Raw genomic sequence first — 18,551 nt, 5'->3', positions numbered from 1 at the left:
CGAATACGCTTAGCGTTTGACAGGGTCAATCGGAATTTGGTCGTTTACGCGCCGGGTGTGTCGCCATAGCAGCGCGAATAGCACCAATAGAGCTACTAATACCGGACTATCACCAATTCGGGAATAAACGGTCGGAGTTTGTGGGCGCGGCAATTCGGCGTCGATAAACCCCGCCTGCCCAAGCGCCAGCGCCTCGGTGATCTGCCCCGCTGGGTCAATCATTGCCGAAACTCCGGTATTGGCCGAGCGCAACATCGGCAGGCCTTGTTCGATTGCACGCATCTGCGCCTGGGCGAGGTGCTGATACGGGCCGGAACGCGTTCCGAACCAAGCGTCGTTTGTAATCTGCAAAAGAAAATCCGCACGATCCGGCGCGGATAAAATATCCTGCGTGAAAACCGCCTCGTAGCAGATCAGCGGCAGCGCCTTGCCCAGCACGCCTACATCCATCAATGCGGCACCCGGTCCCGCGCTAAAGCCATTCCCTGTGGTTGCGGCCATCCCGTAGATGCCGAACCTTGCCATCACTTCACCAAATGGCACATATTCCCCAAAGGGCACCAAGTGATGTTTATCGTATAGCCCGTCTTGCTGACCCTCCTCATTTAGATAGATCATCGAGTTATAAATCTGCTGCCCATCTGCACGCTGAATGCCCAGGATCACCGGGGTGCCCTGTGCCGCTTCGCCAATGGCTGAAAGATAGGGCTGTGCGCTGCCCAGCCATGCCGGGACCGAGGTTTCCGGCCAGACGATCAGGTCCGGGCGGGGCTCGGCCGCTGTGAATTCAAGTTGGCGTGCGAAAAACACTGACGCATAGGCAGGATCCCATTTCTGGTCCTGGGGTGCATTGGGTTGAATCAGCCGCACGATATGACCAGAGGGCATGACTGGAGGTCGGTTCGCTGCATAGATCAAAGCCAATACCGCACAGCCTGCGGTCAACGCGATCGGTACAACGATGCCGCTTCGGGTACGATTGCTGAACAAGGCTGCGCCCAATGGCACTGTGGCAAGCAGTGTCAGCGCTCCCAATCCATAAGGGCCGAAAAGTGACAGAGTCTGGGCAAATGGCGTATCTACCCAAATCTGCGCGATGCCTGCCCAAGGAAATCCGGTCAGAATGTAGCCACGCGCAAACTCGACCAGCGCCAGCGTTACAGACAGCAATGCCCCCTGCAAGACGGGCGCTCCACCGATGCGTTTCGAAACTCCGAAGGCCAACGCCCAGAACAAGGCCAACCCGCCCGACAAGAAGATCAGAGCAAAAGGGGCCATCCACGCATGGCGTTGGACATCAACCAGAAACGGCTCGATAATCCAGCTTAATGCGTGCGCAAAATAGCCCGTTGCGAAGACCCAACCCAGCAAAACCGCTCGACGATTTGTCTCAGTGCTCAGATACAACGGCGCTATCAGCACCAGCGACAGCAAGCTTATTGGCCAATATCCCAATGGTGCCTGACCACTGGCCGCTGCGACACCCAACAGCGCCGCCAGCACCAACCGCAGCCAAAAGGGCCACCCCTCGGCAGGGTTCATGCAACAATATCCGGCAGCATGACACGCAACCGTTTTATGCGGCGCGGGTCTGCGTCAATGACCTCGAACTCGGGCCCTTCGGGGTGGCATACAACCTCACCACGCGCCGGAACCCGCCCCGAGAGCATGAAGACCAAACCGCCCAATGTGTCGATCTCTTCTTCGTCTACATCTTCGTGGCTGGTCAGAGAGCGGCCAATCTCGGCCTCGAACTCTTCAAGTGGTACACGCGCCTGAACCACGTAGCAGCCGGGTTTCTCTTGTATCCATAGCTGATCTTCGTCGGCATCATGTTCGTCGGCGATTTCTCCGACAACCTGTTCAATCAGATCTTCGATAGTCAGCAAACCATCGACTCCACCGTATTCATCGATCACCAGAGCCATATGGCGACGTTCTGTCTGCATCTTGGTCAGCAAAACGCCAATTGGCATCGATGGTGGCACGAACAGCAATGTCCGCAGCATCGACCTCAGATCGAACTCGGAAGAGTTGCCGTTAAAGCCATGAGTCAGCGCAAAGTCCCTGAGATGCACAAACCCCAATGGCGTATCCAAAGTGCCATCGTAAACCGGAATGCGTGACAAGCCGCTGTCGCGGAAAATCTGGACAAGTTCGTCTTTCGGGGTTGTCGAGGGGACCGATACGATTTCGGCTGTTGGGATCGCAACATCTTCGACCCGCATTCTGCGCAGGTTGATCATGCCCCTTGGCTGAGCGCTGACGACCTCTGCCCCGTTTAGCTGGCTGGTCTCTTCGCCCTGAGAAGAAAATACGTCGATGAGTCGAGAAAAAAGCCCGCCTCTTTCGTCGCTGTCATTGCTGCTGTTCTGAGAATGCGCGCCATGCGCCGCCCTAGAACTGCCGTCTGTTTCGCCCATTATCCTGTTCCAAATGATCGGGCAAAGGTGCCCATGTCATACATTATATGGGTCATCTATACCCAGTTTGCCAAGTATCTCGACCTCGACCCTTTCCATCAAAGTGGCGTCGAGGTCACGAATGTGATCATACCCCAGCAAATGTAGTGTACCGTGAACGATCAGATGCGTCACGTGATCGTCGGTGCTTTTGCCGGCTTCAGCTGCTTCGCGCGCGCAGGTGTCATAAGAGATCGCAATGTCGCCCAGCACGATTTCGCCAATAAAGTCAGGTTGCGGAGCCGGCGGAGTGTCTCCCGCCCGATCCGGGGCCAGCTCTTCGGCAGGCCAGCTGAGGACGTTGGTCGGCGTGGATTTTTCACGAAATTCAGCATTCAATTCAGCGATCCGTGCATCATCGCAGCCCAGCAAGCTGATTTCGCATTGATCCGCCTCAAGATCGCAATACTCCAGAACAGCAGCAATTGCGCGCGTGGCCAAAGGCTCCAGCCCGCGCCAGCGATCATCCTCAAGCGTGATTTCCAGATTCATACCTTTGGCTCCGAGCCCAGCTTCAATCGGCGCCTTGAAAGTTAACCGGTTTCGCGCCCCGCATCGGCCTCATACGCCTCGATAATGGCGGCGACAAGCGGATGGCGGACGACATCTTTCGAGGTGAAATAGTTGAAGCTGATATTCGGGATCGTTTTCAGCAACCGTTCGGCATCCTTGAGACCCGACTGCACACCGCGCGGCAGATCAACCTGAGACCGGTCGCCGGTGATAACCATCCGGCTACCTTCACCAAGCCGAGTCAGGAACATCTTCATCTGCATCGTTGTGGCATTCTGCGCCTCGTCCAGCACCACAAATGCATTTGCCAGCGTACGACCGCGCATGAAGGCAAGCGGAGCAATCTCGATCCGCTTTTCTTCGATCAGCTTGGCAAGTTGTTTTCCGGGCAGGAAATCATTCAGCGCGTCATAAAGCGGCTGCATGTAGGGATCGACCTTATCCTTCATGTCACCGGGCAGGTAACCGAGCTTTTCACCGGCCTCGACCGCCGGACGGCTGAGAATGATGCGGTCAACGTGCCCGCCAATGAACATGGACACCCCGACCGCAACGGCCAGATAGGTTTTGCCGGTGCCAGCGGGACCAATGCCAAAGGCCAGTTCGTTGTTGAACAGCGACTGCACATAGGCCTTCTGGGCGTCGGTGCGCGGCTCGACCAGTTTTTTGCGTGTCTTGATCTCGACCGTGCCACCCTTGAACATCTCAAGCTGGTCACCATCGCGCGTGCCAGTTCCGACCTCGGAATTGCCCATGCGCAACTCGCGGTCGACATCTGCGGCTTCCACATCACGCCCACCTTCGAGCCGTGTATAGAGGGCCTGTAGAACCTCAATCGCCTGCTTTTGCGAATCCTCGTCGCCCAGCACGACAAGCTGATTGCCGCGTCGCACAATCTGCACCGAGAGCTTCTGTTCGATATCGGTCAAGTTGCGGTCATACTCTCCGCACAAATCGATCAATAATCTGTTGTCTGGAAATTCAACAAGCGCCTCACGCTGGGGCATGTCATCTTGCGGTGGGGTCAGGGCACCGATGGCCAATCCGTTCTCCTGTCTTGGCGGTTCACCTTGAGCGTAGACAAACTGAAGAGGTAGACGCAAGCGGCAGTTTCAAAATTTGCACACCTCATGACAAATGCGCCGATGAACGCTGAAACAGCCAACTTTAAACGCCAATCGCGCGGATATCAGAATGTATAGTTCAAACCGATCCGCAGTCCGCGATAGCTTGGCGTCGATTTGGTCGAGAATGACGGACCCAGTTCGACCGTTTTTGATTCGAACTGCAGATACTCGATCTCGCCGGTGATCGACCAATTTTCGTTCAGTTTGTGTTCAGCGCCCAAGCTGGCCGAGAAACCTTGTCGGCGGTCCTCGCTCTCAAATCGGCTTGTCCCGCTTGCATCAGTTAGTGAGCCTGACGTGGTGATATCGCCGCGGACATAACCCAGAGTCACGAAATAGAGGACACTGCCGCTGCGGTTGGTAAGCCCGTTCCGCAGGCGGATGGACAATACATCCGAGATCGCGGATCTGCCGCTGACCTCTGCCCCACCGGATCGGGACGAGGTGATGTCATCGAGCGTGCCAAAGTCATAGCCGACTTCCAGCCCATACACATAGTCGCGCCCACCTCTGGCTGGCAGAATGCCGCGCCAGCCACCGCGAAAACCTGCGAAATTTCCGCTTGGCTTAAGGTCGCCCGCAGCAAACGTGTCTCCGTCGTTCACGCGCAGGCCAAACTCGTCCGAACCGCCCGAGGCATGTCCGGCGCTGACCCCCAGATAGAACGCATTGACGTCGCGCGCGAAACGCTGAGACGAGATTACGTCGGGCTCAGTGACTTCCCCGACGACATCGCCGGCCAAAGTCGGGGCAGCGCAAGATAGAAACACGACAGTCGCCGACAAAACACGGGAAAGGTTTACACTCGGAAAACGTATCCAGCTCACTACTCGTACCCTCCGCAAAGGCGGGCCGTCAGGCGGGGTCGGTGCGTTTGTCGACACCCAAAATTCGGCCCAGAAAAATCTAGCCTTCCTCGGAACATAGTTCCAAGCCATAAATCAAGGGTTAAATTTCAAGGCGAAAACCCTTTGCGGGCCAGCCACAAGGGATCAGACCAACTCACCACCCAGCGAGTTCGCGCCAGACGATTTTATCCTTACCTTACGTAAGTCGCCGCTCGCGATATCAGCGTCCGCGACGTGAACCGCATGCAGATACTCGGATTTTCCAACCATCTGGCCCGGTTGCCGCCCAGGCTTTTCAAACAGGACATTAACTGTCTTTCCGACCATCGAGTCCTGAATCTCGCGCTGGTGGCGCGTGATCAACCCTTGCAAGCGCTGCAGGCGTGCATCCGCCACTTCGGCCTCGACCTGTGGCCGTTCTGCTGCAGGTGTGCCGGGTCGCGTCGAGTATTTGAAGGAATAGGCGTAGCCGTATTTGACCTCTTCGACCAAATCCAGAGTGGCCTGAAAATCCTCTTCCGTCTCTTCCGGGAAGCCCACGATGAAATCGCCGGACATCAGAATATCGGGGCGCGCTTCTCGGATACGCTCGATCAATCGCAGATAGCTTTCAGCCGTATGGCTGCGGTTCATCCGCTTCAGAATTTTGTCCGACCCCGACTGCACCGGCAAATGCAGATATGGCATCAACTTCTCACAGGTGCCATGCGCTTCGATCAGCGCATCATCCATGTCGTTCGGGTGCGAGGTGGTAAAGCGTATGCGCTCTAGCCCGTCGACCTTGTTCAATTCCCAGATCAGACCGGCAAGGGTCATGTCTCCGTCCGGTCCAGCCCCGTGATAGGCATTGACGTTCTGCCCCAGCAGCGTGATCTCACGCACACCGCGTTCAACCAGATCGCGGGCCTCACGCAGGATGCGATCTGCCGGGCGGCTGACCTCGGCCCCGCGTGTATAGGGCACAACGCAGAAGGCACAGAACTTGTCACACCCCTCCTGCACGGTCAGGAATGCCGTCGGTCCGCGCTTGGCCTTGGGGCGGTTCTTGAGCTTTTCGAATTTGTCTTCTTCGGGGAACTCGGTATCCAGCGCCTTTTCACCCGCGCGCGTCTTCGCCTCCATCTCGGGCAGGCGATGATAGCTTTGCGGCCCCACCACCAGATCGACAAGCGGCTGGCGACGGATGATTTCCTCGCCTTCGGCCTGAGCGACGCAACCTGCGACACCGATTTTAAGTTCCGGCTTTTCCGCCTTGAGGCCCTTGAAACGGCCCAGTTCGGAATAGACTTTCTCAGCTGCCTTTTCTCGAATGTGGCAGGTATTGAGCAGGATCATATCCGCATCATCGGGCGATTTGGTCTCGACATAGCCCTGTCCGCCCAGCGCTTCGGCCATGCGTTCGCTGTCATAGACGTTCATCTGACAGCCATAGGTCTTGATAAACAGCTTTTTCGGTTCAGACATGGGTTGGCCTTTTCAGTCGCTGGGTCGGCGTCGTCTATACGTATCGAACGCCGCTTGCAATGCTGGCGCAATTACCCGAATTTGGCGGGAATTTCCAGCAAGGCGGCAACGAAACCAACGATGCAGTACGAATCCCTTGATCACCTTCTGAATTCCGATCGGTCGATCCTGAGCAAGGGACCCGTGGCACTGATATTTGCCGAAGATGATGTCGAGCTAGAAGGGACGCTGCACCATCATTTGAAGCTGGGGTTCAAATCCGTGATCACATTCCTACCCCAGGAATTCACGCTGGATGAAGCGCTGGAGGAAAGGGTTCATCGAGTGACGATGACCTGCGCGCCCAGAACCGTCGTATTTGAGGCCGTCAATCGGATCATTCAGGCGGCTCAAGGCACATGGGTATACTACTGCTACAACTCTGAATATCTGTTCTACCCTTTCTGCGAGACCCGCTCGGTCGGAGAGTTACTGGCCTTCCATTCTGAAGAACGGCGCCAGGCCATGCTGACCCATGTGATCGATCTTTATGCGAATGATCTGACGGCCTATCCAAACGGAGTGGCCCCCGATCACGCAATGCTGGACAAGACCGGATACTACGCCCACACGCGGCATGACGCATCTGGCAAGCCGCTAGAGCGGCAACTGGATATGTCCGGTGGTCTGCGCTGGCGGTTCGAAGATCATATCCCGTATGAACGACGCCGGATCGATCGGATTTCGCTGTTCAAAGCAAAACCCGATCTGAAACTTCTGCCTGATCACACTTTCAATGAGCCGGAATACAACACCTACGCCTGCCCATGGCACAACAACCTGACCGCCGCGATCTGTTCGTTCCGGGCGGCCAAAGCATTGAAGACGAACGCTGGATCGACGTTTGATATCTCCAACTTCTGCTGGAACCATTCAACTCCGTTCGAGTGGGACTCGCGCCAATTGCTGGATCTGGGCCTGATCGAATCGGGCCAGTGGTTCTAGGTTCTAACGCTGTAACAGAACTGGGAACCAGTCCTCGCGCAGCCGCTGCCCCGGCACCATTTCATGTCCCGGAAATGGCGGCGAAGTCCGGCCTGGACGCTCGACATAACGTGCATCATCACCAACCAATCGCAGCGAAAATGCCCTGCGTCGGCTATCGGAAGTATTGCCTCGGGCCCCGTGTAGCGTGCGATAGTTGAAGGCCACTGCGTCACCGGGCTCCATTTCAAATTCTACAATCTTCATCCCTTCGGCATCTGGGTCCGGAATCGGCATGTACTGGCCCTCGTCAGGGAAGAAACCTTCTTCCGAGACCCAGCGGGTAGGTAGCACTTCTTTTTCCCAGCGGTGCGAACCGGCAACGCAGCGCAAGGTCGCTTGTTTCACCGGATCCAACGGTGACCAGAAGCTGATATTCTGTTGACCATCCACAAAATAGTATGGCCCATCCTGATGCCACGGCGTTGCCATCGAGGTTCCGGGTTCCTTCACCAGAACATGGTCATGGAACATCTGCACAGATTGCGACTGCATGAGGTCGGCCGCTACTTCAGCAGCAGGAGATTTTTCGATCACTTCACGAAACTGCGGGATACGGGACCAGTTGCAATAGTCGTCAAAAAAACGGCCGGTTTCGCCATCTTTCCTGTTCTCCGAAGCATAAGGACCCGGCTCGGCCATATTCGCGGCAACCCCGGCCCGTAGGGTTTCAATATGATCGGCGAACAGGCCTTTGACCAACACAACGCCGTCCGTCTGGAAGTTGTCGATCATGGCCTGAGAAACAAGAGGGTGAGTCATCGCGGTCTCCTTAGATTTGTCGCCCGATCTGCGCATGAATAAGACATCTGTTCAAATCATATCTTTCAAATTAGGTATTAACTCTATGTTATACCTCACTCTGCGCCAGTACGAATATGTTTGCGCCATCGGCCGGCATGGCAGCCTGTCTGCTGCGGCACAACGCCTAAATGTCTCGCAACCTGCCTTGTCCAATGCGCTGACCCGGGTCGAAACACGTTTGGGATATCCACTGTTTGCCCGAAGACGGGGTGCCGCGATGGCGCTGACCCCGCAGGGCCGCAAATTCATCGAAGAGGCCGAGGCCTTGTTGAAGCGAGCTGCGCTTTTGGAACAGTCAAAGCAGCCGATAACCGGCGAGCGCCGATTGCGCCTGGGATGCTTTGTCGATCTGGCACCCTTTCTTCTGGCCCAATCTCTGCACCGCCTGCAAGAAGCTTTGCCCGACGTCGTCCTGACACACGGGGTTGAGACGTTCGAAGGCCTGATTTCCGGCCTGATCGATGGCAGATACGATTTTGCACTCACCTATGACCTCGGCATGGATGCCGGTTTTTCCTGCAAGAAGTTGTTCGACAGCACCCCACACGCACTGCTTTCACCTGATCATACACTGGCGGCGGCCAAGCAGCTAACCCTGACCGAGCTAGCGTCATATCCACTGATTCTGTCTAAAGAGGGTTTGTCTGCACAGCATGTACTCGCGCTTTTCAGACGCAAAGGTCTGAACCCCACAATCTCGCACCGAGCGGAATCATTGGAGCTTTCGCGCAGTCTGGCCGCTCATGGGGAAGGCATCGGGATAAGCTATACCAGCCCTAAAAACGGCTTCAGTTATGATCAGGTCCGCGTGATAAGCCTGCCGATCACCGATCCAGATGCAACCGAATCTGTTGTATTGGCACGGCATGGCACGGGGCCGACAGATCCAATGATCATGCAGGCTGAGCATGCGTTGGTTACGTTGTTATGTAAGGATTAGAGGTTACTTCTTCCGCAGGCGGATCACCACATCGACCGATGCGATTTCGACGCCTTCAGGAGCTTCCGGCAATTGTTGGATCACCAATTGGTCGGATGGTGCATCGCTCAGACGGCTTTCGTCTTCCCAATAGAAATGCGGATGGTCATGCGTGTTGGTGTCGAAATAGCTTTTGGACCCGTCAACAGTGATCTCTTGAAGCACCCCGGCATCGCAAAACGCCCGCAATGTGTTGTATACGGTCGCCAGCGAAACCGCGTCACCTTTGGCTTTTGCGGATTCAAACAGGCTTTCCGCTGTCACATGACGATGCAGACCGTCGCCCACAAGCAATTCGGCCAAAGCAACCCTTTGGCGCGTGGGGCGCAAACCTGCGTCAACCAACCAATTTGCAGCGATCTCACGGCTCTGAGGTGTCATGAATCCGATACCTGTGTTTTGCTGCCCTTAATATAAGTGCGCCCTGCCTGCAATTTCAAATGAAATTCATTCGCAAAGAATATTGTAGTCACAACAAGATATGGAGTGCTGGTCTTGCAGGACCTTGCATACGGGTGATAGACGAGGCCAGATGTAATAAACGGACCCAGGCAGGAGAGGCGGCAGAATGGCCCAATTCCCGAGCAGTTTTGACAAGGACGATCTGCTGAAATGCGCCCGCGGCGAACTATTTGGCCCTGGCAACGCGCAGTTGCCGGCTCCGCCGATGTTGATGATGGACCGCATTACCGAGATTTCCGGCGACGGTGGAGCGCATGGCAAGGGTCATGTGCTGGCCGAATTTGATATCACACCTGACCTTTGGTTCTTTGACTGCCATTTCCCCGGCAATCCGATCATGCCCGGCTGTCTGGGCCTGGACGGTTTGTGGCAACTGACCGGCTTCAACCTCGGCTGGCGCGGCTGGCAAGGACGTGGCATGGCCGTTGGCGTCGGAGAGGTCAAGTTGACCGGCATGGTGCGCCCGGACCGGAAGATGCTGACCTATAAGATTGATTTCAAAAAGGCGATCCAGACGCGCCGCCTGACCATGGGTGTGGCAGATGGCATCGTCGAAGCCGATGGCGAATTGATATACGACGTCAAGGATATGAAGGTCGTTCTGTCAGACGCCTGAGCCTGACCGGCCGCAATAAGGAGTACGCACATGCGTCGAGTAGTCGTCACCGGTCTGGGGGTTGTGTCCTCGATCGGGAACAATGCCGAAGAGGTGCTCGCCTCGCTCAAAGCAGGCAAATCCGGCATCGTAGCAAGCGAACAGATGGTCGAGCACGGCTTTCGCAGCCAAATCGCCGGTTCGCTGAAAATCGATGTGGCCGATCACGTGGACAAGCGGACCCTGCGGTTCATGGGTCCGGGTGCTGCCTATGCCCATATCGCGATGAATCAGGCCATCGCGGACGCCGGGCTGACCGAAGATCAGGTGGTCAATCCGCGCACAGGTCTGGTGGCCGGTTCGGGTGGACCATCGACCAGCGCGATGTTGACCGCGCACCAAACCGTGCTGAAAACCGGCGCAACCAAACGGATCGGCCCGTTTGCAGTGCCAAAGTGCATGTGTTCTACGATTTCTGCGAACTTGGCGACCGCGTTCAAAATCAAAGGTATCAACTACTCGATCACCTCGGCCTGCTCGACCTCGCTGCACTGCATCGGCAATGCGGCTGAACAGATCATGCTGGGAAAGCAGGATGTGATGTTCGCAGGTGGAGGAGAAGAGCTGGACTGGACCCTGTCCTGCCTGTTCGACGCGATGGGTGCGATGTCGTCCAAGTACAACGACACACCTGATAAAGCCTCGCGCGCATTCGATCAGAACCGCGACGGATTTGTGATTTCCGGCGGTGGCGGCATCGTGGTTCTGGAAGACCTCGAGCATGCGCTGGCGCGCGGTGCGAAAATCTATGCCGAAGTAACCGGCTATGCCGCGACATCTGATGGGCACGACATGGTGGCACCATCCGGCGAAGGCGGCGAGCGCGCGATGCGTCTGGCGCTGTCGACCGTGCCCGAAGGCCGCAAGGTCGGCTATATCAATGCCCACGGCACCTCGACCCCAGTGGGCGACGTCGGAGAAGTCGAAGCCGTACGCCGTATCTTTGGTGAAGGCAGTGTGCCTCCGATTTCATCGACAAAATCGATGACCGGTCACGCGCAAGGCGCAGCGGGGGCGCTTGAGGCGATCTTCTGCCTGCTCATGCTGGAACATGATTTCATTACTCCGTCGATCAATGTCGACACACTTGCCGACGGCATCCTGCCCGGTGAAATTGCAACTCAAGTGGTTGAAAACGCAGGCTTGGACAGCGTGATGACCAATAGCTTCGGCTTTGGCGGCACCAACGGATCCATGGTTCTGTCGAAGTATAACGGGTGAACAAGATGTCGGATATTCTCAAGGGTAAACGCGGCCTGATCATGGGCGTGGCTAATGACCGCTCTATCGCGTGGGGCATCGCCAAAGCCATGCACGAAGCGGGCGCTGAGCTGGCTTTCACCTATCAGGGCGAGGCGTTTGGCAAACGGCTTGAACCGCTGGCCCAAAGCTTGGGCAGCGACTTCATGGTCGATGCGGATGTGACCGATGATGATTCACTGGATCGCGCGTTTGGCGAGTTGTCCGCCCGCTGGCCAACAATAGATTTTGTTGTCCACGCTATCGCTTATTCGGACAAGTCCGAACTGACCGGTCGATTCTTGAACACCACGCGGGCAAACTTCAAACACTCGCTGGATGTGTCGGCCTATTCGTTCATCGAAGTTGCCCGTCGCGCCTATCCGCTGATGAAGGACAATGGCGGCACATTGTTGACCCTGACCTATCAGGGATCGAACAAGGTTGTGCCAAACTACAATGTCATGGGCGTCGCCAAGGCTGCGCTGGAATCGGCGACGCGCTATCTGGCGAACGATCTGGGCCCCGAGGGTATTCGCGTGAACGCCATCTCGCCCGGCCCGATGAAAACATTGGCGGGTGCGGCTATTGGTGGTGCACGCAAGACCTACAAGTTCTGCGACCAGAACGCACCGATGCGTTCGAATGCCACGCTGGAGGCCGTCGGAGGCACCGCCGTGTATCTTGCGTCCGACGCCGGCAGCTATACTTCGGGTGAGATCATCCGTGTCGATGGCGGGTATCATATTCTGGGCATGCCTCAGCCAGAGGCCATGTGACCATATCTTTCCCTGCGGCTGCCAAGATTTGAACATCTTTGCCCCGCAGGGATTACGATATGAGCAAACTTGAACAGATCCTTGCGAGCAACGCGCGCTCGCCAGCTTTGAAACGCAAATCAGGAAGCGGACGTGCGCGTCTTTTGCTGCTGATTCTCACATCGCTGCTGATTGCCTTTGTGTTTCTGACCCAACCGCCCGTGCGCGATGCGATTGAGCCGTTGTTGTCACATATCCCGGGCCTTTGATCCAATCAGCATCAGTTGATCGAAACGATTTCGATATCGAAGACCAGATCTTGCCCCGCTAGTGGATGATTTGCATCCAAGGTCACTGTCGCCTCATCTACCTCGACGACAGTCACTGGCAATGCCTGACCGTCAGGAGTTTGCATCTGTAACTGCGTGCCGGGTTCAAGCGGAATGTCATCCGGGATGCCTTCACGCGGGATCTGCTGCCGCATGCCCGGATTGATCGGGCCATAGGCGTCAACGCAATCGATCTCGACACGCTTTTTCTCGCCAATCTCCATGCCCGGCAGGGCAGCGTCCAGACCGGGTATGATCTGCCCGGAACCAACCGCAAACTCCAACGGATCGCGCCCCTCGGAACTGTCGAAGACTTTGCCGTCCAGCAGAGTTCCGGTGTAGTGGATGCGAACCGTGTCGCCTTGTTTGATTGCGGTCATGATGGCCTCCGGCCTGAAAAGAAATGAACGGCGCAGCCTAGAGGCTGACACAGCATTGTAAACCCTGCCCTCTTTAACCCCGGAACCGGTTGTGATTACCTGCGCCCGATCAGGGGAGGACCGGATGGCTATCACCACGTGTGTATTCGACGCTTATGGTACTCTGTTTGACGTGGCCGCCGCCGCCAGGCAGGCCGCAACAGAGCCCGGATTTGAAGCGTTGGCTAGCAAATGGCCCGAGTTGGCCAATCACTGGCGTCTGAAGCAACTGCAATATACATGGTTGCGTGCTGTCGCTGATGCGCATTGTGACTTTTGGGATGTCACGCAAGATGGGCTGGATTGGGCCTTGGAAGCGGTAGGCCTTCAGGGGGATAACACCCTTCGGCAGCGTCTGCTCGATTTGTATTGGGAGTTGCAGGCCTATCCCGAGGTCCCCGATATGTTGAAGGCGCTGAAGGCCGGTGGGTTGCAGACCGCCATCTTGTCCAACGGTTCACCCCCGATGCTGAACGGGGCGGTGCAGTCTGCCGGGATCGGTGATGTGCTGAATGATGTTCTGTCGGTCGAAAGCGTGGGGGTCTTCAAACCCCATGCCAGCGTATACGATCTGGTGCAGAACCGCTTCGGCTGCGCGCGCGATGAAGTGCTGTTCGTCAGCTCAAACGGGTGGGACGCTGCCGGGGCAAGCGGCTATGGATTTGTCACAGCTTGGGTCAACCGCGCTGGCGAACCAATGGATCGCCTGCCGTGGAAACCTGCACATGTGCTGCCGGACCTGACGACGATCCCGCAATTGGCAGGACTTTGATGGCATATTTCACCACCTCGGACGGCAAACGCCTGTACTATGAAGATACTGGCACGGGCCATCCTCTGCTTTGCTTGGCTGGCTTGACGCGCAACTGCCGCGACTTTTCATTTCTTGCGCCACATATGCGTGATCTTCGTATGATTGCGATGGATTATCGCGGGCGCGGCAAGTCCGATTTTGATGCGAACTACATGAATTACAACATCCTGCGCGAGGGGCTGGATGCGATTGAACTGCTGGATCATCTGGGCTTGGAAAAGGTGACCCTGTTGGGCACGTCACGCGGGGGGCTGGTCGCGATGGCCTTGGCCGCCAGCCATCCTGACCGTCTGGCAGGTGTGATATTAAATGACGTTGGTCCGGTAATCGAACCCGCCGGCATTGCCAAGATCATGGACTATGTCGGCAATTCCCCAAGTTCACAAACCTATGATGAGGCTGCGCAGGTCCTGCACGCGATGATGGCATCACAGTTCCCCGGCGTCGCTCAAGATGTCTGGAGACAGCAGGTAGAACATCAGTACATCCAGACGGATACCGGGTTAGAACTGCGTTATGACCCGGCGCTAAGACAAGCGTTGATCGAGCAGGCTGCCATCACCCCGGCACCGGACCTGTGGCCTTTGTTCGACGCCCTGCGTACGATCCCCACCGGTGTGATCAGCGGCGCAAACTCTGACCTTTTAAGCGCGGCCACAGTGCAAATGATGCACGCACACCACCCCGAATTGATCTCGACCGAAGTGCCGGGCCGAGGACATGTCCCGTTCCTGAACGAGCCTCAATCCCTAGACCTGATCCGCAAGATACTGGACGCCAAATGAGCAACATAGACATGATCGAAGCCGCCGCCGAGCGGCTGAAAGGTCACGTGCGCGAGACGCCACTTCTGTCATCGCCTTTCCTGGATGAAATCGCGGGTCGCCGCGTGCTGATCAAACCCGAATGCCTGCAACACACCGGCAGCTTCAAATTTCGCGGCGCGTGGTCAGCTATTTCGGCATTGGATGAGGCGGCGCGCAACCGGGGCGTCATCGCCTATTCCTCGGGCAATCACGCACAGGGTGTTGCCTATGCAGCGGCTCAACATGGAATCTCGTCCGTCATCGTCATGCCCTCGGATGCGCCGAAGCTGAAGATTGAAAACACCCGCGCGCTGGGCGGTGAGGTCGTCCTTTATGACCGCGCCAGCGAAAGCCGCGAAGACATCGGCGAGGCATTGGCTGCCGAGCGCGGTTTGACCTTGATCCGGCCTTATGACGAACCGCAAGTGATCGCTGGCCAGGGAACAACGGGACTGGAGCTGGCACGTCAGGCACGGGCGCTGGGCGTGACCGAAGGTGACGTTCTGATCTGCTGTGGCGGCGGCGGGCTGACATCTGGTATCGCGCTGGCGTTAGAGCGTCACGCGCCCGGTCTGCGCCCTCGTCCATGCGAGCCTGAAGGGTTCGAAGACGTGAAACGCTCGCTGGCAAGCGGGACGATCCAAAGCAACGACGCTACTTCGGGAAACATCTGCGACGCAATCCTGACGCCACAGCCGGGGCAGATAACCTTTCCCATCCTGCAGCGGCTTTGCGGCCCTGGTCTGTCGGTATCTGAACAGGAATCCCTACGCGCCATGGCCTTTGCGTTTCTGCGTCTGAAGATCGTGCTGGAACCCGGAGGAGCGGTTTCGCTGGCCTCTGCCCTGTTTCGCAAGGATCAGATTGATGGGAATGCAGTGATCGTAGTCGCCTCGGGCGGCAACGTGGATCCGCAGATCTTTAAACGGGCGTTGGAATTCCTTACCTGACAATTGCTTACAGCCGGTGCAAAATCCGGTCGTAGTCGTTTTAACCGACACCCTGAGCAGACGGGGACGCTAAACATGCATATCGCTGACCTCAAAGATGTTCGGATACACTACCGAATTGATGGCGACGCCGCTGGCGCCCCCATCGTGTTTGCTAATTCACTGGGCACGGATATGCGGCTGTGGGACCCGATATTGTCGCTACTGCCCAAAGGCCTGCGCATCATTAGGTACGACAAACGCGGGCACGGATTGTCAACAGCACCCTCAGCGCCCTATTCCATGGGAAATCTGGTGCGCGACGCCGAGCAATTGCTGGATTATCTAGAGGTCAAGGATTGCGTATTCGTGGGTCTGTCCGTCGGTGGCATGATTGCGCAGGGACTGGCGGTCAAGCGTATGGATCAGATCCGCGCGCTGGTGCTGTCGAATACGGCCGCCAAGATCGCCACTCCCAAGATGTGGCAGCAGCGTATGGATGCTGTCCATAAAGGCGGGATCGAGGCACTGGCGGACGCCACTATGGATCGGTGGTTCTCGAAATCATTTCGGGCCAGCGCCGAGATGACGCTTTGGCGCAACATGATGGTCCGACAACCGGTCGATGGCTATCTGGGCTGTTGCGCTGCAATCTCTGGCACCGATTTCTATACGCCAACCAGCGGATTGCGCCTGCCGACCTTGGGGATTGCGGGCAGCGAAGACGGCTCAACCCCGCCAGATCTGGTGCGCGAAACGGTCGATCTGATCCCTGGCTCGCGCTTTGCGCTAATCCGAAAGGCAGGCCACCTGCCCTGCGTCGAGCGCCCTCAGGACTTTGCCCAACTGATCGGTGATTTTCTGACCGAGATCGGACATATTTGAAGGAGGGATTGTTGGCAGATTTCTTGCTTGTACATGGCTCGTGGCACGGTGCCTGGTGCTGGCGCGATCTGATCCCGGAATTGACCACATTCGGACATACCGCCCGCGCCATCGATATGCCAAGCCACGGCTCGGACCCGACGCCTATCCGCGATGTAACCCTTGGAACGTGCAGAGATGCCGTGCTGAAGGCTTCGACACCAAAGACCATCATCTTAGGGCACTCGTGGGGTGGATATCCCGTAAGTGCGGCTGCCGAGACCGACCCGAACGCCATGCGTGGTGTGATTTATCTAAGTGCCTATGTTCCGAAATCCGGGCTATCTATGGTCGAAATGCGCAAACGAGCCCCACGCCAACTGATCGGAAATGCCGTCGAAGTATCCGGCGACGGGTTGTCGTATTCGGTGGTTCCGGATCAGGTGCACGACCTGCTTTATCACGACTGCGCGCGCGAGGTGGTTGCCTATGCATTTGCGCGCCTGTGCCCCCAGGCGATCGCACCGCAGACTACCCCCCTAGACGTCGGCGATAACTTCGCGCGCGTTCCAAAAGGGTACATCAGAACCACCGATGACCGAATCGTTCCGACCGAATATCAGGCCGAGATGGCGGGCTGTGCGGACCCTGATATGCACCTCACGATAGACAGCTCTCACTCGCCGTTTTTTTCGCATCCTGAGCATCTTGCCGGGTTGATGCACCAGATCTCGCAACGAATGTAAGCAGCCCCTATGGATGTACCATCCCGATACGCGGTGAACCAACCCAATTGGTTGTCGTAAATCGAACAGATGATCAGCGCGAGGCGTTTTGATATGCGGTTTCTTTTGCGTCTAGCCAGCATTGGCATAACAACGACACCTCCGTGACGGTTTCCACCTTGCAGGCCGCGCCGGGACGGGTCACCGTGATCCTGTTAGGAAGCGGGAAAAACTCATGCAAACCATCAAAGCAGCTGTATGCCGAGCCTTCGGCGAACCTCTGGTCATCGAAGACATCCTGATTGCACCGCCCGGCATGGGCGAGGTCGAGGTCACGCTGGATGCGGTCGCGATTTGTCATTCGGACATTTCCTTTGCAAGCGGCGCGTGGGGCGGCCACTTGCCCGCGGTTTACGGGCACGAAGCGGCTGGCATCGTTTCTGCTGTTGGCGAAGGCGCAGGGGATTTCAAACTTGGTGATCCCGTTGTGGTAACCTTGATCCGCGCCTGCGGGTCCTGCCCGTCCTGTGCCGGTGGCATGCCCACCATTTGTGAAACACCTTATGACACCGTGAAAGGTCCGCTGCAGACTGTAGACGGTGATGCGCTGGAACAGGCCATGGCATGCGGGGCCTTTGCCGAAAAGGTAGTTGTCAGCCACCGACAAATCGTCCGCATTCCCGAAACGCTGCCCAGGGACCTTGCCAGCCTGCTGTCCTGCGGGGTGATCACCGGTGTTGGTGCAGCAGTCAACGCCGCCCAGCTTCGCCCCGGGCAGGACGTGGTTGTCATCGGCGCCGGGGGCGTCGGCTTGAACGCAATCCAAGGCGCACGTATTGCCGGAGCTCGCCGTATCGTTGCGGTCGATATGACACAGGATAAGCTGGATATCGCAATGGAGTTCGGCGCGACCCATGGTGTTTTGGCCAGCCAGAAAGAGCCGTGGAAAGCCGCCTACAAGGCGTTGGGCGGACGTGGCGCAGACGCCGTCTTGATTACTGTTGGTGCAATCCCGGCCTATGATCAGGCCCCGCGTTACCTTGGTCGGGGCGGCAAGGCGATCATGATCGGGATGCCCCATTCTGGTGACATGTCCAGCTACGAACCCGTCGTGCTGGCCGCGCTTGGCCAGGGCATGGTGGGCTCAAAAATGGGCGATGTAGTGATCCAGCGCGACATCCCGTGGATGATCGATCTGTATGAACAGGGGCGGCTGAAACTGGACGAGTTGATCTCGGGTCGCTGGACCCTGTCGCAGATCAATGAGGCCATCGAAGACACCAAGTCCGGTGCGGCCAAACGCAATGTAATCTTGTTTGATCGCGACTGAA

At 57.0% G+C, this 18,551-nt stretch carries 21 protein-coding genes; 12 read left to right on the top strand and 9 right to left on the bottom strand.

Translation table 11 applies throughout. The annotated features are described in order from the left end of the window. Positions 1–9: 9 nt before the first annotated feature. The 6 genes from lnt to miaB all read right to left on the bottom strand — a co-directional run bounded on the left by lnt (position 10) and on the right by miaB (position 6,414). On the bottom strand, positions 10–1,542 hold the full coding sequence (gene lnt / locus ACR0MP_RS00425; protein ID WP_480885503.1) for an apolipoprotein N-acyltransferase: 1,533 nt from the start codon (positions 1,540–1,542) through the stop codon (positions 10–12). Beyond that, positions 1,539–2,423 carry a hemolysin family protein gene (locus tag ACR0MP_RS00420; RefSeq protein ID WP_170397541.1) on the bottom strand — a complete coding sequence of 295 codons (885 nt, stop codon included), beginning with the start codon at positions 2,421–2,423 and terminating at the stop codon, positions 1,539–1,541. The genes lnt and ACR0MP_RS00420 overlap by 4 nt, the downstream gene beginning before the upstream one ends. 36 nt (positions 2,424–2,459) lie before the next feature. Next, positions 2,460–2,954 (bottom strand): rRNA maturation RNase YbeY, encoded by a 495-nt coding sequence (gene ybeY, locus ACR0MP_RS00415; protein ID WP_480885501.1) that lies wholly within the window; start codon positions 2,952–2,954, stop codon positions 2,460–2,462. 41 nt (positions 2,955–2,995) lie between these two features. Beyond that, positions 2,996–4,018: a PhoH family protein gene (locus tag ACR0MP_RS00410; protein ID WP_170404555.1), complete on the bottom strand. Its 1,023-nt coding sequence runs from the start codon at positions 4,016–4,018 to the stop codon at positions 2,996–2,998. A 146-nt stretch (positions 4,019–4,164) separates the two neighbouring features. Then, a complete protein-coding gene (locus tag ACR0MP_RS00405; RefSeq protein WP_170404558.1) occupies positions 4,165–4,929 on the bottom strand; it encodes an outer membrane beta-barrel protein in 765 nt (254 codons plus the stop codon). A 165-nt stretch (positions 4,930–5,094) separates the two neighbouring features. After that, on the bottom strand, positions 5,095–6,414 hold the full coding sequence (gene miaB / locus ACR0MP_RS00400) for a tRNA (N6-isopentenyl adenosine(37)-C2)-methylthiotransferase MiaB (protein ID WP_170404560.1): 1,320 nt from the start codon (positions 6,412–6,414) through the stop codon (positions 5,095–5,097). 120 nt (positions 6,415–6,534) lie between these two features. On the opposite strand from miaB, the gene ACR0MP_RS00395 reads away from it, so the two are divergent. Further along, complete coding sequence (locus ACR0MP_RS00395; protein WP_480885498.1) at positions 6,535–7,398, top strand: hypothetical protein; 864 nt, start codon at positions 6,535–6,537, stop codon at positions 7,396–7,398. Between the two features lie 3 nt (positions 7,399–7,401). Here ACR0MP_RS00395 and ACR0MP_RS00390 read toward each other — a convergent pair whose 3' ends face one another. Then, on the bottom strand, positions 7,402–8,199 hold the full coding sequence (locus tag ACR0MP_RS00390; protein ID WP_170397571.1) for a phytanoyl-CoA dioxygenase family protein: 798 nt from the start codon (positions 8,197–8,199) through the stop codon (positions 7,402–7,404). Between the two features lie 85 nt (positions 8,200–8,284). Here ACR0MP_RS00390 and ACR0MP_RS00385 point away from each other — a divergent pair, with 85 nt between their 5' ends. After that, complete coding sequence (locus ACR0MP_RS00385; RefSeq protein ID WP_170404567.1) at positions 8,285–9,181, top strand: LysR family transcriptional regulator; 897 nt, start codon at positions 8,285–8,287, stop codon at positions 9,179–9,181. A gap of 3 nt (positions 9,182–9,184) precedes the next feature. Here ACR0MP_RS00385 and irrA read toward each other — a convergent pair whose 3' ends face one another. Then, positions 9,185–9,601, bottom strand: a complete 417-nt coding sequence (gene irrA, locus ACR0MP_RS00380; RefSeq protein ID WP_170397577.1) for an iron response transcriptional regulator IrrA — start codon at positions 9,599–9,601, stop codon at positions 9,185–9,187. Positions 9,602–9,788: 187 nt separating this feature from the next. On the opposite strand from irrA, the gene fabA reads away from it, so the two are divergent. From fabA to ACR0MP_RS00360, 4 genes are read left to right on the top strand one after another with little or no spacing between them, the layout of a single operon-like run. Beyond that, positions 9,789–10,298: a bifunctional 3-hydroxydecanoyl-ACP dehydratase/trans-2-decenoyl-ACP isomerase gene (gene fabA / locus ACR0MP_RS00375; RefSeq protein ID WP_039538618.1), complete on the top strand. Its 510-nt coding sequence runs from the start codon at positions 9,789–9,791 to the stop codon at positions 10,296–10,298. A gap of 30 nt (positions 10,299–10,328) precedes the next feature. Beyond that, entirely contained in the window at positions 10,329–11,558 is a 1,230-nt protein-coding gene (fabB, locus tag ACR0MP_RS00370) for a beta-ketoacyl-ACP synthase I (RefSeq protein ID WP_170397584.1), read from the top strand. Positions 11,559–11,563: 5 nt separating this feature from the next. Continuing rightward, positions 11,564–12,355 carry an enoyl-ACP reductase FabI gene (locus ACR0MP_RS00365; RefSeq protein ID WP_170397587.1) on the top strand — a complete coding sequence of 264 codons (792 nt, stop codon included), beginning with the start codon at positions 11,564–11,566 and terminating at the stop codon, positions 12,353–12,355. A gap of 59 nt (positions 12,356–12,414) precedes the next feature. Then, on the top strand, positions 12,415–12,603 hold the full coding sequence (locus ACR0MP_RS00360; protein ID WP_170511296.1) for a hypothetical protein: 189 nt from the start codon (positions 12,415–12,417) through the stop codon (positions 12,601–12,603). An 11-nt stretch (positions 12,604–12,614) separates the two neighbouring features. Here ACR0MP_RS00360 and ACR0MP_RS00355 read toward each other — a convergent pair whose 3' ends face one another. Further along, complete coding sequence (locus ACR0MP_RS00355; protein WP_170397592.1) at positions 12,615–13,043, bottom strand: FKBP-type peptidyl-prolyl cis-trans isomerase; 429 nt, start codon at positions 13,041–13,043, stop codon at positions 12,615–12,617. 124 nt (positions 13,044–13,167) lie between these two features. Here ACR0MP_RS00355 and ACR0MP_RS00350 point away from each other — a divergent pair, with 124 nt between their 5' ends. The 6 genes from ACR0MP_RS00350 (at position 13,168) to ACR0MP_RS00325 (ending at position 18,550) form a co-directional block, all read left to right on the top strand. After that, positions 13,168–13,854, top strand: a complete 687-nt coding sequence (locus ACR0MP_RS00350) for a haloacid dehalogenase type II (RefSeq protein ID WP_170511492.1) — start codon at positions 13,168–13,170, stop codon at positions 13,852–13,854. After that, complete coding sequence (locus ACR0MP_RS00345) at positions 13,854–14,681, top strand: alpha/beta fold hydrolase (RefSeq protein WP_480885495.1); 828 nt, start codon at positions 13,854–13,856, stop codon at positions 14,679–14,681. The genes ACR0MP_RS00350 and ACR0MP_RS00345 overlap by 1 nt, the downstream gene beginning before the upstream one ends. Further along, the gene (locus tag ACR0MP_RS00340; RefSeq protein WP_170736574.1) at positions 14,678–15,652 is read left to right on the top strand and encodes a threonine/serine dehydratase family protein; all 975 of its coding nucleotides are present in this window, start codon (positions 14,678–14,680) and stop codon (positions 15,650–15,652) included. The genes ACR0MP_RS00345 and ACR0MP_RS00340 overlap by 4 nt, the downstream gene beginning before the upstream one ends. Positions 15,653–15,727: 75 nt before the next feature. After that, the gene (pcaD, locus tag ACR0MP_RS00335) at positions 15,728–16,516 is read left to right on the top strand and encodes a 3-oxoadipate enol-lactonase (protein WP_170404576.1); all 789 of its coding nucleotides are present in this window, start codon (positions 15,728–15,730) and stop codon (positions 16,514–16,516) included. Between the two features lie 11 nt (positions 16,517–16,527). Continuing rightward, the gene (locus tag ACR0MP_RS00330; protein WP_170397608.1) at positions 16,528–17,241 is read left to right on the top strand and encodes an alpha/beta fold hydrolase; all 714 of its coding nucleotides are present in this window, start codon (positions 16,528–16,530) and stop codon (positions 17,239–17,241) included. A gap of 214 nt (positions 17,242–17,455) precedes the next feature. Then, a complete protein-coding gene (locus ACR0MP_RS00325; protein ID WP_480885493.1) occupies positions 17,456–18,550 on the top strand; it encodes a Zn-dependent alcohol dehydrogenase in 1,095 nt (364 codons plus the stop codon). Position 18,551: the final 1 nt, after the last annotated feature.

It is taken from the genome of Ruegeria sp. K3, from assembly GCF_056531845.1.
Note: the sequence above shows the minus strand (reverse complement) of the source record. Positions and strands in the feature narration are given on the sequence as shown.